Origin of the sequence: Cohnella zeiphila (assembly GCF_014212055.1) — a bacterium.
In the GTDB taxonomy this organism is placed as follows: Bacteria; Bacillota; Bacilli; order Paenibacillales; family Paenibacillaceae; genus Cohnella; species Cohnella zeiphila.
In genome coordinates, this window is record NZ_JACJVO010000016.1 from 38905 (window position 1) to 54288 (window position 15384).

Sequence of the window (15384 nt, forward strand, 5' to 3'; positions counted from 1 at the left end):
TCTCTCCTTCCGTTTCTCCCATTACAGCAAAGAAACGGGACGCGCGTCAACCGCTAATAGACCATCTCCGCGGAACCCTTCAAGTCCCATTCCACCGGATCCAGCACGTTGAAGGCACGGGGATACTTCAAATGGGCGATCATGACGACCCCCGGGCGGTTCAAGGTCACTTCGTAGTCGTAACGGGGGTTCCGATAAACATAAGGAAACGTCTCCGTCTCGTCGATGACCTCGAACACCTCCACTTCTACGCTTTCTCTCAGAAAAGCATCGTCGCGAGGCGTGTTATCCGTCTTCAACCTTAAATTGGCCTGCAGGTACTCATCCGCAGCTGCCCGCGCCAACGCCTTGTCGATCGACAGGATGCCCAACTCCAGCTTCGCCCGGTCCGTCTGCTGGGCGGCTGCATGAACGGCGCGATCAATCGCTCGCTTCCCTTCATGCAGCGTGCCCATCGCCGCCTCCTCGTCCATCTGCAAGGCTTGCAGCATCCACCAGACGACGATCATCAGCGCGGCGAACACGAGCTTGTGCATCGTTCTCCCCCCGTTCCTTCCCTTTCGGCGCTCTGTTTCAGGGCACGTATTCGCTCATTTTCATGCCGGACGCCGAGAGAGTGTCGGACGAAGAAGGCGGAGCAAGGCCGATCAGCCGATCGATATCCATCATTCCTTCGTACGGATAACGGATCGTCAGCTGGATGCCGACGCCCCTCGGCAGCGGCCGGGAAGCTTGATCCGCTTCGGCTCCGGAGGTGGAGACCACCGAATAGCTTAACAGCGACGCAGTAAAGCCTCTCTGCTCCAGTCGGCTTTTCGAATCGTTGACCATCGCGCCGTCAATATAGCCGTATCGGCCGCTTGCTCCCACTTCAAGCAGGTAGTCGACTTCCTGTTGCAGCAGCGCTTGCCGAATGACCACCACATGTTTATAGACCGGCGAAAACATGAGCCAGCAGAACATGGCGGCGAACAATAAAAAGACGAGAATCTGCTTCATGGATTGATTCGCGAGATGGCTTCCGCCATAGCGGACCCGGAGTTGCGGATTTGCTCATTCGTGCCCCCGCTCCCCTTCACAACGCTCATATAGATCAACACGACGGTCATGATGAGCAGTACCGTCATCAAAATTTGCCTCACGCGATCAGCCTCCTTCCACGCAGGACCGTCGTCCGGCCGAATCGAACCGGCATGCCGGCATTCTCGGCGGCCGATACAGAGGCGCGGGTATCGTCGTTTGCGAACCAAGCCGCGGCGCCGGACTCCATCGTCGTACCAATACGGGGACCCCAGGATCCCGACTGGGAATCGTAACAAAGATGCCGGCCCTGTCGGCGGTCCGATGCTTGCATGCCCCGTCGGCCTTTCGGGGGACGACGGCAGACTTGCCTGCATTATGATTCGGCCGCCGCTTCCGGTCTGCGACCGCCTTCCGGCCGGATCATGGGGCGAGCGTGCTAAGCGCCGTATTGGTCGTCGTTCCTTGCGTTTCGATCCTCGCTCTCGTTCCCGTCGTGTCTTGGGCGATCACGTTGGTGAAAATCAAGGCGACAACGATGAGCATCATGACCGTAATCAGAATATTGCGCATCTCCCCACCTCCTCTCTTTCGCATCCACTGACCGGATTATGGCTTAGGAATTCAACAGGTCGAACAGTCGCTGGGATTGCTGAACCCAGGGGTAAAGGAAGATTTGGAACGTGTAGAGAATCGGAATGCCGGCAAGGACAAACAGAACGTACGAGACTGTCTCCTTGCGCCCCGCCTTGGCCAGTTCGATCTTGGCCTTGTATTCCTTGGCCATCTCCCGCATCATGTCGTATACTTCTTCGCTCTCGCCCAGCCGCAGCGTTCGGATCGTCTCGACGAAACCGTACGCGTCGGTCGTGCCGAGCCGCTCCCGAAATCGGGCCAACGCCGAGTCCGGACGATGATACCATTCGTTAAGCAGCAGCTGCAGGTCGGATCGCATCAGCTTCGTAAACGGCAAGCATCGGGTCAGCTTGCCGTGAAGATGAAGCCGCGATCCCGAGTAATACAGCAATTGGCTGCTGACGATGACGAGTTCCTTGCGAATTCGGTCCGCACGGAAGCGCCGGTAAGCTTCCAAAAACATTCGCTCCCAGAAGAGCAGCAGCAGACCTGCCGCCATCACGGCGGCCGTGTAGCCGAAATCCAGCGAGGCCAACGCCCCCGCCCTTTCGAGCCCGTAGGCGGCGACGGCAATCGCCGGCAGCAACAGTTGCAGGCTGCGACGGGCGGCGAGGTAAACTTCCGGCGCGAGGCGAATTCCGCATCCCGCCAGCAGCGAGGCCCGCTCGCGAAGCGCCGGCGAATCGCGATCCGCTCCCATGCTCCGCAGCCACCAGCGCGGCGGCTGCCGATTGCGCATCAGCCGGCGCGAGATTCGAAAGCGCGGCGAACGGGCACTTAACGCGCGGAGCAGGAAAAAGATTGCCGTTGCCGCCAGCGCGAACTGTACCGTCCATCCGAGCCACTGGTACAGGCCTAAATCGTAGTCCACAAAGCCATTCCCCCACGTCGTCACAATTTGCGGCGGGACAAATAGAGCCCCATCAGCAGCGACACGAAAATGAGCGCGAGCGCGTTGAGCAGCATTCCCCGGCCCACCGGATCGGCGACATAATAGCGGAAGCTGTCCTCCGGGCTCATCCGAAAGTTGACGGTGAGAAAAATCGCCAGAAACAGAAGCGGGGAAAAGTTGGCCAGTCGAATCTCCAGGAGCCGATGCCTCTCCGCCTGATCGTCCATTCGGGACTTGCGCATATCCTGGATCAGCTCTTTCAAGTTATCCGAAATGTCATTCCCTTCCGAAAGAGCGACTCCCAGCATATTGACGAAGTATTCGGCCCATACATGCCCGACCGCGAGCGCGAACCTTCGCAGGCTCCCTTCGTCGTCTCCCTTGACGGACAAGTGGCGGTACAACTGGTCGAAAACGGCTTGAATTTCTCCAGACAGCCTTCCCTCCTCCACGGTCCTCTGCAGCGCGGCGCGAATCTGCCTTCTCCCGGTGACCAAGTAACACTGGTAAAACCATTCCAGCGCCGGTAGAAAATCGAGCCGGGATGCCATCTGCCGGTTGAGCAGCCGGAAGCGCAAAAGGCAATAGGGAATAAGCGCCAGCATCGCGGTGAGCAGCAGCACCGGCCGGAACGAGCGAAACAGAACGACGCCAGCAGCCGCCCCTGCTAATCCAAGCAGCATCGACAGGACGGTAAACGACGGCGTCTCCATTTTCCAGCCGGCAGCGGAGAGCAAATCCGTCACGTGCCGGTACGGCTTGTCGAAGCGGGACAGCACGCGTTCCGCCAGTCGAGTCCAGTACGGCTGCCGATGAACGTTGAGCCTTCTCCGCCGATCGGACCGCCCCCAACCGGCGCGCAGCAGCGCGCGCAGCAGCACGAACAGCAGAAGGAACAGGACGGCGGCAGCCGCAATCGTCAAAGCCTTCGTCTCAATGCGAAATCCCTCCCTTCCGGCGAAGCCTCTCGAAGTCCTCCGGATTGCTGCGACGCAGCCGTTCCCATGCCCTCGGGGAGAAATCGAGCGGCAGCCGCCATGCGTGCCGGTCCTCGTCGTAGCGAACCAAATCCCGAACGACAACCTCGCCGTTCTCCCAAGCAAATTCTCCTACCCGCACGAGTCTGCGCGCGTCGCCCATCAGCCTCATCTCGAAGCCGATCTGGGTGACAAGCTCCGCGATGCGCCGGGTCAGACGAACGGGGTTCATGCCTCTGCCGTCCAACATGCACATATCGGTAATCGTCTCCGGCACGTCCTCCAGCGCGTTCGCGTGCACCGAAGTAATGCTTCCCTCGTGTCCCCGGGTGCAGGCCCGAACGTAAATGTTCGCATCCTCGTCCCGAATCTCGGCGTGGCAGATCCGCTGCGGCGACTGCCGAAGCGCAAGCTTGAACGCCTGCCTCGGCCCATGTACCGGATCCTCTTCGTCCGCCTCGTACTCAATGACGTTCTTGTCCGGAAAATCCCGTCCGAGCCGCAGCTCGTACCGGTTCTCGATCGTGACGATCCGCTCTTCGTCCGGCATGGCGGCGATCAGCGCCTTGATAAGGTGCGTCTTGCCCGTATTGGTCGCTCCGATTACGACCATATTGAACCTCGCCTTCACGATGGCGAGCAGAACCTCGCGGACGTCGGCATCGATCGTCCGATATTCCGGACGACAGAGCGTAGTAAGCTCGAAACGGCGAACCGTATAGAAACGAATGGTCAGCGTCGGAACGGCGGTAAATCCGAACCCCGTCATCGTGACGCGCGACCCGTCGAGCAATTGAACTTCGGCCCACCGCTTTCGCGGGTTGATGCGATCGTTATTGAACAGAACCAGATTTTGCTGGATTCGCTCCAATTCCGCTACATCGTCGAACCGGAACGGAGACGGCACCGCGCGGCCATCGCGAACTTCGAAGATCCGCGTGCCGACGACCTGCACTTCCTCCAGCCCGTCCCGGTTGCGGAGAACCAGCTCCAGCACGTTGAGGCCGATCACCTCGGCGAAAAGCGCTTCGGCCAGCGTCGCGTAAGGCTGTATGCCGTAGGGAGAGTGCTGCAGTCTCTTCTTGATCACCCAATCCGAGAGAACCGCCAGCAGTTCCGCCCGTTCTTGGGGGAACCCGATGACCGCGCGGTTCAGCTTCTCGGCATATTGCTTCCGCTCTTCATCGTTCCATCCCCGCGGGGCTGCCAGCGTCTGCCGCGCCTCTTCGATCAGCGCCTGCAAATCCTCGCGGCCGCTCTCCGCCGCCTGCTCTTCCGGCCGATCCGTCTCCCGGCTTTCCAGCAGCCGGGCGGCATAAGCGTTCGGAGAGAAACGCCGGGGGGCTTCTTCCGCCCGGTTCACCGGTTCCTCCTACGATGCAGCATCAGCCTGCGAATCCACGGCCGGTCCGTCTTCTGCAGGCGATCCATCCAATTGAGCCGCTTGAGCAGCGGATTCGCCACTTCGTCGAACAAAGCGGCGTGACGCTCTTCCGCTGCCAGCCATTCGTCCAACCGGCCGCTATCCAATTGGAGATGAAGACTTTCCTTCAGCTTCAGCTCCGTGAACGACAAGATGCCTGTCTCTTTGCGAATCTCCTTCATGCCAAACCCTCCCGTATGCGGATAATAGCCGCTCATCAGCACGAGTTGGAACTGCTCCTGCGCCAAACCGAACTGGCCGCCGACTTGCCCGGTCCACCGGTTCACGTCCTCCTGGAAATGCGACAGGTTGCCCGTCGTCACGAGACATCGGTGGTCCGCTTCGCGCATGGCGCACACGGTCGCCGCATTATCCCAATAAGCGCTCACGTCCGTAAATGTTTACTTATGCGGATAATTTAACGATGATTGGCCATTTGCAGAACGAATGTTCCTGTTTTATAATGTCGTTGAGGTGATCCCCATGGAACTCGACGAACAGACCACTAACCTAATAAGGGAGTATGTGTACGTTAACGTGTTTATCGAGGGGTTAAAGAATGATGCTTTACCGGAGCTTAAGGAGGCGCGTGTAGCGCTCCGAGACATGATTGTCATGATGATAAAGGGTATGGGTCGCGAATTCCGGGACCGATTGAAGGAAATTGGTTTGGAGCTGCGGAAAATGGGTATAGCGCTTTGGATCGAGGATAAAGACGATGTATTATACGCCCACGTTAATCAACGCGGGGCCAAGGAAGTATTCGGCATTAAGCGCAGTATCGTTGATGATGAAATTTCTAAGATGTTTGAAGCCTATATGAAGGAAAAGGATAAGGTTATTCCTACATCATATAAGATTCCGAAGGTACAAAGAGAGGGATGACGTTGATTCATCCCTCTTTTAATTTCTCTAATGCTGCATCTGCAATTCTGTACAATGGATAACAATCAGGCCTGTCATTATCAAATTCTGATATTTCTTTTAATGCCTTCTCCGCAATCTCTAGTTTAGATAAGAGATATTGAACGTCCTTGATGTATCTTTCAGTCCAATATTGAGCAGTTTCGTTTTTCTGTGGTTCATTTTCGTTTATATTCTTCACCCATTTATGTGTATCCCTTATCTCGTCTATTATGCTCACTTCTGTTCCTCCTTAGGAGTAAGGACAATATGTGGCATTGGCATATTAATAGCAATAAGTCGGACGAGTTCTTCATATTGTTTTCTAATGTCAACTTTATTTTCTTCTGGAATAGAGCGATCCATGAGCTTTTCCTGCAAGTATTGTAGCAGTTCCATTTCATTTGGTTTTATTTCTGGGTATTTCAATTCAGCATTATATGATTTTAAAATGTCCTCTAATTTCATTTGTGTTCCTCCTTTTCTTTCTGCCACAACATTACCTGTCTCCATTGTTCTTTCGTTTCTGTACTAAATTCACCATGCGGCAACTTACTAAGCCATACCCATAGCTCCCGTTCTTCCGGTTTATCAAGGTTAAATTTTATCGTTTTATTGCGTATCATGATAAACCTCCTTTACCTAATTATAACATTCTTTTAGTCATATGACTATAATTATGGGCAAATTAAAAGCGCGGCGGATTATCCTGCACACACCGGGTCCGTCGCGCATCTTTATTATACCACTTCACTTTACACTTTTGAAGATTATCCGTAATTCACTTTACACCTACGATGTAAAGCAGATTAAGGAAAAACAGCAAAACTGTAAAGTGAATGGTTTAAATCAAGCCGAATTCTTTCCCCGCATCCGCGCATATGAGCAGTTTCCGCGTCGCCTCATCCGCAAAATTACCGCTCAGCGCCTTTTTGTACAAGTCCGTCACACGCGCTACAATCGATTCTGCGGTTCTTGCATCTCCCGCTGTCTCTTTAATCGCAGGAGCAAGCAGCATGACCTTACGCCGCGCTTCTGGGCCCCATTTGGGGTCGGTTAGGCGTTTGCCTAGGTCATCCACGCGTTCGGCGAAGGCGTAGGCTGTAACCCTGTCGGCGCTTTGAGAGGCGTTATAGTCCATTTGTTCTTCAACATTGTCGATATACGATCTAACCTGGGCCATATCGTAACCAGGACAAGAGGTCGGGGCGAGTTCCTTATGAGAGAACAGATTTTTAAACGCTGGAAGTGCAGCCTTAACGACGAAATATGCAGCGTATAGCGCCTTCCTGTCTTGATCAGCTAGCTTATCGTAATTGGCATAGTCCCCATCCACGCAAATATGAACGCTCTGTACGTTGTGATCAGAAACGCCATAGGTCAGGTAATTCACATCATTGACGACATACAGCTTTCCGTTTCGGACAAATAGCGCATATGGAAAGCCGGGATCGCCTCCGGGGATGTTCTTGGTGCTATTGATATGAGCGGTAGCTATCCGATTGATCCAAGTAATATCGTCATAAGCGACAGAAGATAGCTTAGACATCCCTGAATGGTGCATTATGATGTCTGTGACCGTACTCATATCCCGGAATCCCTTTAGAGAAGACCACGTATACTTGGCGTTCGTAGGCGTCTTTCCCCTCAAGTCGATGATCGGCACGCTACGCAGTTCAGTTGGCGTTATTGCCGGATGTTCTGCTTTCAATATGCTATCCAATGTTATCACCCCAATCATGCCTCTGATTGAATCGTAACGTCCTTGATGTTTTCTTTCTTACGGTGGCTCATGATTACGCCTAAGAGGGTTACAATCCCAGCTACAGCGTTAGAAGCTTGGTCGATAACATCGTCGGTAATGACTGTAATTCCGAAAGATTCCAAGATAATCTTAGCGGCACCCAATAAAGCGACAACCAGCGTTACATAGTTAATGGATGTGTTGTTCATTGTTCTTCTCCTCTGCATAGTGGATTTTCTTGCATACAGGGCATTTAATCGCCCCAAGCGTGATAAGATCGACGAATTCTTTGCCGTATTTTCTGTATAAACTGTCTCTTCTACATTCCATTCCGGCACCCCAAGGTAATAAGCAATTTGATCTACCTTCCTTTCAATCCGTTTCTGATTGGCGATATATTCTTTGAAATCTGCTTTACCCTGCACATGCAGCAGCTTCTTAAACTGATCGGTTATAAACTCCCGGCCAAGCTTATCGGCAATGATGATAATGAGCGGCACCAATGCGGCCCATGTTAAGGGATTGTGCCGGTGATCCCGGATCCATTCGTAGAATTCGTACATGATGGCACCACTACCTCATATGAGAGTGCATTTATGATGTCGTTGTCTGGTCCGATTCCAAACTTACGGAGGCGTGTGATATATCTGCATTTGTCTACTTCTTCGTCGCAGCAGCGGCATAGTTTCACCACCATGGATATCATTTGTAGGTCTCCTTCCTGAAATAGAAATAGCCCCCTGATAGGAGGCTAAAAATGGTATAATGGTCTAGCAACACTTGGGCCGCATTGCCTCTCGAAAGGGGGTGATGCGTATGGCTAACTTCTCTTTCCAAGACGTTATAGCATTTGCGATGCTAGTTGTTGCTGTGCTTACGTTCCGGAACAAGAAGTAACCCGCCCAAGGTTTGACGGCCAGGCGGGTTGGCTTCCGTGCATATGGGGGCAACTGCCCAAGTCTGTTGCAGGAGGACGGGTGGCGCCGTCCTCTGATTCATTATAAGCATAACATAGCGTGTTTAGACGTGCAATTCGATTACTGTTTGGGGCAAACCATAATTACTCGGTCTTGATATTTCGAATAATTTGTATAGGTAATTTTGCCCTCACGGTATTGTTCCAGCGCCCATTCAGAATCTGCCTTAGCTTGCTGACACGCCGCATCCTTAAGCTCCGGAGTATCATTGATCGGCGGAATCGTAGGCGTCGGACTTGGAGTCGGCGTAGGTGTCGGAGTGGGCGATGGTGTCGGCGTTGGAGTAGCTTCTGGATCCGGTGTCGGGCTCGGCGTTGGTGTTGGCGTAGCAGTCGGATCTGGTGTCGGTGTCGGCTCCGGTGAACCTGTTGGATCAGGAGTCGACGTAGGCGTAGGTTCCGTCGTATCCGCTGCCGGATTCACAACGTTAACCGATTGCGTCGTAGCGTCGTAGCTATAAGACAGTCCCAAGTCACCGATCGTAACGAGTGGTACATACGTCCGTCCATCTATTGCGATTGCCGGTACTTTGTCGCTCCCAACTTCCTTGCCGTTTAGTTTAAGATTAACGATAGGATTTCCCTTAAACTGCCCCCATATGGACCCTGCTTGTGCTGATCCGACCACGAGGAAGCTAAGGAGGGTTACGAATAAAATTTTCTTTTTCATCCAAACCGTTCCTTTCTTCGTCATTTGGCTTGAACTTAGCACGTGTGACAGGAAGTGTCAATAGTTATCTTCCGGTTATTGGTACTTTTGCCTCCTCTAATTGAGATAAAATGTCCGTATAAATGCTATTGATTTGCATTTGGATATCTCGAAGCTTCCGAGCCTTTTCGTCAATACTCATCGTATTATCGGCATTAAGTGCTTTCTTCTGCGTATTCAGTTCTTTGAGCTGTGCACCCGTTGTTCCCTTAGCGGTAGATGATATCAGCTTATGGATATTGTCTGAATACCAGGACGGCAGCGCCTTACCAACTGCTTTATTATCGGCCTCTACTCTGCTTACAAGATCCTTAGCACGATAATACTGATCTGCTAAAGTATTCGTATAAACCGGATCCGTGATGAAGTTCTTTGCCAACGACTTAACCGTATCTGCACTGCCGGTTGTAGACGTAAGAGGCAGGATATAGCGGCCAATATCACCCGTGTACTGCCTGAGCAGATAATCGATTTTCTTGGGTGACCAGTTAAGCGCCTTTCCAAGTTCTTTCGCCGCCGCTGTCGTCTTTTCATCGTATTGAAATTGTGGCGAAACGTCTTGCATGGATTGCGGAACGATTGGAGAACCGGTAAAGGATTGGTTTGCTGCCGTTCCAATTATGGCTCCCGGCGATGTGGCATTGATTCCGCCCCATATGCTTTGATCGAGTCCGCCACCTTGCGTAATACCTTGCGCCAGTCCAGCCACCGCAGGAGGTGTATAAGCGTTCATTAAGGCGTCTGCAACGCCTCTCATGGACTGTGGATCGTCTCCGATAAATCGGCGCATCAGGTCTTCTGTGAAAGCGCCTATTGCGTTATACTCTGGCGGCATCTGGAGACTTACAAAAGAACCATCCGGACGTTTGGCAATGAACAATTTGCGGTAACGGTCGCGAGCCGGAATATTTTGATAGTCTGGATCATTTCCGAACGTTGCGTATTCAAGCATTTTCGGCGCTACAGCAAGCGATAGTGTACCAATCGTCGCTTTGATCGGATGATTCTTATAGGCCGTCAGGAAGCGTCTCAGACCTTGTACAGCAGCGTTATTATAAGGAATCAGGCTTTCCAGTTCTTTCGCCGCGGTTCCTTTACGAGAGAAGTTCGTTGTTATCTCCCTAGCCGCTGTAATAGCATCACGTACATTCTCGGGTGTCCTGACACCTCCTGCTGAGCGCATAGAGCCTTTGAAAGCTGCCATACGATTCAGATTCTCTGCAACATCCCCGAATTTCTCCAAAGCCTTAAACGGAGCCTTAACGGCTGATGTCACTCCTTGGGCGATTCCTTCAGGCGAAAGAAAGGCGTTACGTTTCAAGGACTTCATGCTCTTGTTTACGCCTTTTTCCGTTTTGAGAAGAGATGAATAGACGCCACCAGTACGCCGGAAATCGTTCGCAAGATCGGCTAATTTCGTCTTTCTGAGTCCTGGAATTGCTTCAACCATACTGCTTACTAATGCATGAGCATAGTCGCCCAAATGTGCAACTGCATTAGGTGATTGGATCAATGCTTGCGGTAAGTCTACGGTAAGCTGACGGACCGCAAATAGCGGAGCCAGCAGTCCGGTAGCCGATCGTTTCGTAAGGTTGCTAAGTGCGCCAAGCGCCTTTACGATTACTCCGGTTTGTTGCGGACCAAGAGAAGCAAGTGCCCGAATAGACTCCGGATCCTTGATTCGAATCGCCACCGGTTGACCGTTCTTCATGTACGTTAGAACCGTATCGTCGCCGGCTTTAGACTTATCGAATAGCTTCCGGAATTGTTTCGAAAGGTCATCTAGGAACTCTTCCTCATTACCGTTAGCAATTGCATCCTTCAGTTCGTCTGCATCTGCAAAAGCCTTAGCAAGCTTGGGGGCCGTCTTTGTTTCCGTCCGAACGATTTCTGCAATGTCCTTTAAGGCGTCGGGATTTGCCATAACTTCATCACCGATATATTGCATGACCCGGTTGTTCATGCTGTTTTGAACCCATTTTTGGGTTGCTTCCATCATTGTCCGACGCGGATCCACGATCTTACGAGCCGAACCGGTTGGAGATACTGCTTGAATCGGTGCTTTTTGTCCGCTGAATCCGGTATTCGTTCCACCAAATGAACGTTTAACACGTTCAGAAAGTTTGAATTGCCGCCGCATCGGCGCGTAATTCGGGCGAGCTGCTTCCATTGCGGCGACTTGATCAGCGTTTAACAATCCAGAATCAAGCCCGTACACTTGGCGGATATTCCGTGTAAAGTCGTCCCAATCAGTCCCAAGGTTCTTCAATGCTGGATATTTAGCCTCATAGTTTGCAATCCGTTGATTGATCTTCGTGACATCGTTCATGCCAAGACGATCTTCATAGACTTTCTCTCCGCGCCCTACCCGGTCTTTAGCGTCTCGGAGGATAAGGTAATCAACCGCCTCATTATCCAGTCCGCGCGGAATCTGTTTAAATATCTCCGACATCCCTTTTCCGAGTACATTGCCTTCCGGATCCACGAATTTATCGTGAATAATCGTGTTTGCAAGATTGCTTGCACGGTTCGAATCCATGGCGATGTCATAGGCTTGTTGGCCGAATACACGTTTAATCGGACTGAGCGAGTCAACGAGTGTTTGATATGTGTTACGCCCGGCGGTTTTAACGGCGTTCGTAATGCCTTCAGTATCGTTCTTGATTGCTTTTCCTACAATCTGCTGTTGCGTACCGATTTTTACAGTACCACCGCCAGCCGTGATACCTAACCCCTGATTACCAAATAAACGTTGAAACCAACTCATGTTATTGGGCTGCGTTTGTACTTCCGGAAGCGTGAGATTCGGGCCATTCCGTCGAACACTTGGAAGTTCATCCATACGTACCCCGTATGCGCGTTGACTTCGTATCTGTGCGCCTTTCTGAGCGATCGTATTCCCTTTCCCCTCCAACAATGCGGGCAAGTCGTATCCGCGCTCTCCGGCGACTCTGACGGCTTCGTTATAGGTGAAGTCCGGACGCTTTGCCAACTCGGAAGCCATGTCATGAAGGTCGTTGTAAGTGAGCTTGCGAACCTCGTTCAACGAGATATTCGGATCGAAGTTCGTCCGCACCCATTTTGCAAGTTCATTTTCATTCTCCAGCGGCGGCGTAATCCGTTCCGTGACGATTGGTCGAATCTCTTCCATGACCTTATCAAGTTGTTGCTGTGCGCCAGGAACCGTAAGACGTGATGGGATTTCCTTCACATTCGCCGCCTTAAGAGCTTGAAGCTGATTCCTCGTTACATCTTCAAGCGTTCCCTTAAGGCTATTCGCTGCCGCCTTTACGCCCTTGGAAACTAGACTAGCACCGAGAGCACCCAGCGGAGCAACCGTACCCGCGATTTCGCCGACCCGAGCTGCTTTTGTGTTGCGCCCCTGCAATGCCTGTTGATTGCCCAATACTTCATCAAGAGCACGACCTACGCCAAAGTCGGAAGCATCCGCCGCGCCACGTATAAAGTTTGCAACTGGCCCATTCGTAACACCCGGAATATTCGTCTTTCCGATCGTGCTTTGCAGATGCTGGCCAATTGATTCACCATTATCATACAAAGGTTTACCTTTATTGGCCCCTGGCAGCTTCGTAACGAGGTTCTGAGCGGACTTGTCGGCCGACCTAATCAGATTTCCCGGAGCGTTAAATACGTCGCTTGCAGCCTGTCCTAGGAGCTTCAAATCTTTTGTCAGTCCGATCTTATCCGCAAGTCCCTTTATGCCGGATGACTTCTTGGTCGTCGTTGCTTCTGTCTTTGTAGTAGGCGCCTTAATCGCACTTGGATTCGCGGCCATGTTCTTGAACGAATTCATCACGCTCGCGTTGTCCAGGCCGACGGATTTTAACTTATCGCTTTTCTGCTTGTATTCTGCTCGGTTTTCCTCAGTCCTGATATCAGAAAGACGGACGAGGCCTCTGTTATTTTGCTCCTCGTCCGTACCGGTCCGTATATCTTTAAGACGTACAACCATTCTATTCACCGCCTATTGTTTAAAGGTGCGTGAATTTATTTCATCGCTCAATTTCTTGTAATCCGAATCGGTTAGGTTGGCGGCATTTGCATTTAGCAGTTGTCGCGCCTCCGCTTTCGTGATGTTTGGATCACTTAAGTCATCTAGGATTTGGTTTAGATTATCCGTAGATTGCTTGTTCGAAAGAGATGATTGCGGTGTTGGTTTAGATTCTGTCGGCAACGCCTGACCTGCCTGAATCCCATACTGTTCTAATCCCGCTGGTGCCTTGCCTGTCGCTTGCCAAACGTCCATAAGCTGATTGAAACGAGCGTTAGAAGCAGAATTAGCTGCACTGGCGGAAGATGTACGGGCATTTTGTGCAGAAATTCCGATTTGTTGCTGTTGTTGCGCATTCTGAATAGCTGCTTGTTTTGCTTCAAATGTCGATGTACCGTGTGGCAATCCATACATATCCGCCAGCACGTTCGGAATAACCCCCGTCTGATCCGCAACGGTCCAGTAATTCTCCAACTGTTGTTGTTGATACTGATTCGTGGGCGTTCCGTCCGGAAGCTTCCCGGTCAGTTCTGCCATTACTTGCGTCTCGGTCAAATCCTGTTGCCGCTCGTTTAGGTCTTGCTGACGGTTCGCAAGATCTTGGTTAAACTGCTGTTCCTCCGCCCCTAGCGTCTGCTTCCCGTTCAAACTGCCGAATGTGTTGGCGTAGTCCAATCCATAATTGCGCTCGTTATTGATCCAATCTTGGATCCTCGAACGCAGAATATCCGGCGCGTTCTGCTGTAAGTTGTTGATCTGTTCCGCAATCGTATTAGCCATATTACCATATTGGTCCAACAATTGTTGATTGCGGCTTGCTACGTCCCTGGTCAGCGTGTTCACGTTATTGGCATAGCCCGAATCGATAGACGCCAATTGCGTATCAAGGCCCCCGCTATAGAATCCGCCGCGCCTGTTTTGAAGCTCCTGAGCTGCGTTCGTGTCTACTGCCTTTTGCTGATTGAGTTTGTCTAACTGTTCATTCAAAGCGGCGTTGTTCTGATCGATCCCATATTGTGCGGCGAGCTTAGCGGCATCCGATTGTCCGTTGTAAGCTGCAATCTGATTGGCAAGATAGGCTTGTTCTTCGGCTGTTGGATCGTAGCCGCCATAGGATCCAGGATTGAAAATGTTCGTTCCATTCAGGCTTCCTACGCCAGTTCCCGTTGTATTGTTGTATCCCAAGTTTTGATTCAGGTATTTATATTGTGCCGAAGTATCAAGCCCCTGCGCTTCCCGGTCCTTGATGGTCTGTAGGGTACGATCTATTTCGGACTGTAGAAAGTTCTTATCGGTCGCCAACTTGTTCTGATTCGCAAGAATGGCCGCGTTAGTAGCGCCATTTGTTCCATACGTAGCCCCGCCGTATCCTGTAGCACTTGCCGTTCCGCCCGTCGCAGCATTAGCTATAGGGGCCGTAGGAGCCGGTTTAACCGCTACATTGTTGGTATTGGTAGTTGTGTTATTGACTGGCGCTAATTTGGCCTTAGCGGCGTTATAGGCCGCCGTTGTTTCTGCTGTAGGGTTTGTGAGCGGTATTCCCGCAGCGGCTTTACGTTGGAGTTCAGCCTGAATTGTAGAGCTAATTGCCATCCGTTACACCTTCCTCCGGCTTAGGGAGTTCTGCTTCTATTGACGCACGGAATTCCGCGCCGTATTTCGCTTCAATCTTCGCAAGCGAATCGGCCCGACTGACACCTTGTTCCTCTTTAGCGACTACATATTGCGCCCAAAATGACATGTCACATTCCCCCTAAGATGAAGTCTCCGAGCGTGACCGTTATTTGGTTGATCTGATCTTGAAGTGAAGGAGGAGCAGGCGGACGCGCTGCCCATTCTGCGTCCAATTCTTCTTGCGTCCTCTCCACTCGTTGTCCATCCGTCCATTTAAACCGGTATTGTCCTTTATACTTTCCATCCTCAACGTACAACGAATCTGCCCAATAAAGATTAAATTGACGAGGTCCGGATTCGGTAATCAGTATCTCATCATCGTTTCGTTTCTCTGTCTGCCATTCCGCATATCCGTCTATGATCCGTTGTTGATTGTCAATTCGGATATATAACTTGTTTCCGTCCATGTTGGCCCTCC

General features: G+C 51.7%; 19 protein-coding genes. 1 reads left to right on the forward strand and 18 read right to left on the reverse strand.

Features of this window, described 5'->3' with window-relative positions; genetic code table 11:
• Window positions 1-53: 53 nt before the first annotated feature.
• The 8 genes from H7C18_RS13180 to H7C18_RS13215 form a co-directional block, all read right to left on the reverse strand.
• Entirely contained in the window at window positions 54-536 is a 483-nt protein-coding gene (locus H7C18_RS13180; RefSeq protein ID WP_185129539.1) for a hypothetical protein, read from the reverse strand.
• Between the two features lie 37 nt (window positions 537-573).
• The gene (locus tag H7C18_RS13185; protein WP_185129540.1) at window positions 574-999 is read right to left on the reverse strand and encodes a hypothetical protein; all 426 of its coding nucleotides are present in this window, start codon (window positions 997-999) and stop codon (window positions 574-576) included.
• Window positions 996-1142: a hypothetical protein gene (locus H7C18_RS13190; RefSeq protein ID WP_185129541.1), complete on the reverse strand. Its 147-nt coding sequence runs from the start codon at window positions 1140-1142 to the stop codon at window positions 996-998. The genes H7C18_RS13185 and H7C18_RS13190 overlap by 4 nt, the downstream gene beginning before the upstream one ends.
• Before the next feature lie 301 nt (window positions 1143-1443).
• Entirely contained in the window at window positions 1444-1593 is a 150-nt protein-coding gene (locus tag H7C18_RS13195) for a hypothetical protein (protein WP_185129542.1), read from the reverse strand.
• A 43-nt stretch (window positions 1594-1636) separates the two neighbouring features.
• A complete protein-coding gene (locus tag H7C18_RS13200) occupies window positions 1637-2527 on the reverse strand; it encodes a hypothetical protein (RefSeq protein ID WP_185129543.1) in 891 nt (296 codons plus the stop codon).
• Between the two features lie 20 nt (window positions 2528-2547).
• Complete coding sequence (locus H7C18_RS13205; RefSeq protein ID WP_185129544.1) at window positions 2548-3471, reverse strand: type II secretion system F family protein; 924 nt, start codon at window positions 3469-3471, stop codon at window positions 2548-2550.
• A 10-nt stretch (window positions 3472-3481) separates the two neighbouring features.
• A complete protein-coding gene (locus tag H7C18_RS13210; RefSeq protein WP_185129545.1) occupies window positions 3482-4888 on the reverse strand; it encodes an ATPase, T2SS/T4P/T4SS family in 1407 nt (468 codons plus the stop codon).
• Window positions 4885-5337, reverse strand: coding sequence for a hypothetical protein (locus H7C18_RS13215; protein WP_185129546.1), 453 nt, complete (start codon window positions 5335-5337; stop codon window positions 4885-4887). The genes H7C18_RS13210 and H7C18_RS13215 overlap by 4 nt, the downstream gene beginning before the upstream one ends.
• A gap of 94 nt (window positions 5338-5431) precedes the next feature.
• Between H7C18_RS13215 and H7C18_RS13220 the strand changes: the two genes are divergently transcribed.
• Window positions 5432-5833, forward strand: a complete 402-nt coding sequence (locus H7C18_RS13220) for a YhjD family protein (RefSeq protein ID WP_185129547.1) — start codon at window positions 5432-5434, stop codon at window positions 5831-5833.
• Window positions 5834-5840: 7 nt separating this feature from the next.
• Here the strand turns inward: H7C18_RS13220 and H7C18_RS13225 are convergent, their stop codons facing one another.
• The 10 genes from H7C18_RS13225 to H7C18_RS13270 form a co-directional block, all read right to left on the reverse strand.
• Complete coding sequence (locus tag H7C18_RS13225; RefSeq protein WP_185129548.1) at window positions 5841-6092, reverse strand: hypothetical protein; 252 nt, start codon at window positions 6090-6092, stop codon at window positions 5841-5843.
• Window positions 6089-6319, reverse strand: coding sequence for a hypothetical protein (locus H7C18_RS13230; protein ID WP_185129549.1), 231 nt, complete (start codon window positions 6317-6319; stop codon window positions 6089-6091). The genes H7C18_RS13225 and H7C18_RS13230 overlap by 4 nt, the downstream gene beginning before the upstream one ends.
• Window positions 6316-6477, reverse strand: a complete 162-nt coding sequence (locus H7C18_RS13235; RefSeq protein WP_185129550.1) for a hypothetical protein — start codon at window positions 6475-6477, stop codon at window positions 6316-6318. Before H7C18_RS13235 ends, H7C18_RS13230 begins: the two co-directional genes overlap by 4 nt.
• Window positions 6478-6695: 218 nt before the next feature.
• Window positions 6696-7574 carry a peptidoglycan recognition protein family protein gene (locus H7C18_RS13240; protein WP_185129551.1) on the reverse strand — a complete coding sequence of 293 codons (879 nt, stop codon included), beginning with the start codon at window positions 7572-7574 and terminating at the stop codon, window positions 6696-6698.
• Window positions 7575-7588: 14 nt separating this feature from the next.
• A complete protein-coding gene (locus H7C18_RS13245) occupies window positions 7589-8158 on the reverse strand; it encodes a hypothetical protein (protein ID WP_185129552.1) in 570 nt (189 codons plus the stop codon).
• A 474-nt stretch (window positions 8159-8632) separates the two neighbouring features.
• Entirely contained in the window at window positions 8633-9241 is a 609-nt protein-coding gene (locus tag H7C18_RS13250) for a hypothetical protein (RefSeq protein WP_185129553.1), read from the reverse strand.
• A 64-nt stretch (window positions 9242-9305) separates the two neighbouring features.
• Window positions 9306-13253 carry an LPD38 domain-containing protein gene (locus tag H7C18_RS13255; RefSeq protein ID WP_185129554.1) on the reverse strand — a complete coding sequence of 1316 codons (3948 nt, stop codon included), beginning with the start codon at window positions 13251-13253 and terminating at the stop codon, window positions 9306-9308.
• Between the two features lie 12 nt (window positions 13254-13265).
• Complete coding sequence (locus tag H7C18_RS13260; protein WP_185129555.1) at window positions 13266-14885, reverse strand: GumC domain-containing protein; 1620 nt, start codon at window positions 14883-14885, stop codon at window positions 13266-13268.
• Window positions 14875-15033: a hypothetical protein gene (locus tag H7C18_RS13265; protein ID WP_185129556.1), complete on the reverse strand. Its 159-nt coding sequence runs from the start codon at window positions 15031-15033 to the stop codon at window positions 14875-14877. The genes H7C18_RS13260 and H7C18_RS13265 overlap by 11 nt, the downstream gene beginning before the upstream one ends.
• Before the next feature lies 1 nt (window position 15034).
• On the reverse strand, window positions 15035-15373 hold the full coding sequence (locus tag H7C18_RS13270) for a hypothetical protein (protein WP_185129557.1): 339 nt from the start codon (window positions 15371-15373) through the stop codon (window positions 15035-15037).
• Window positions 15374-15384: the final 11 nt, after the last annotated feature.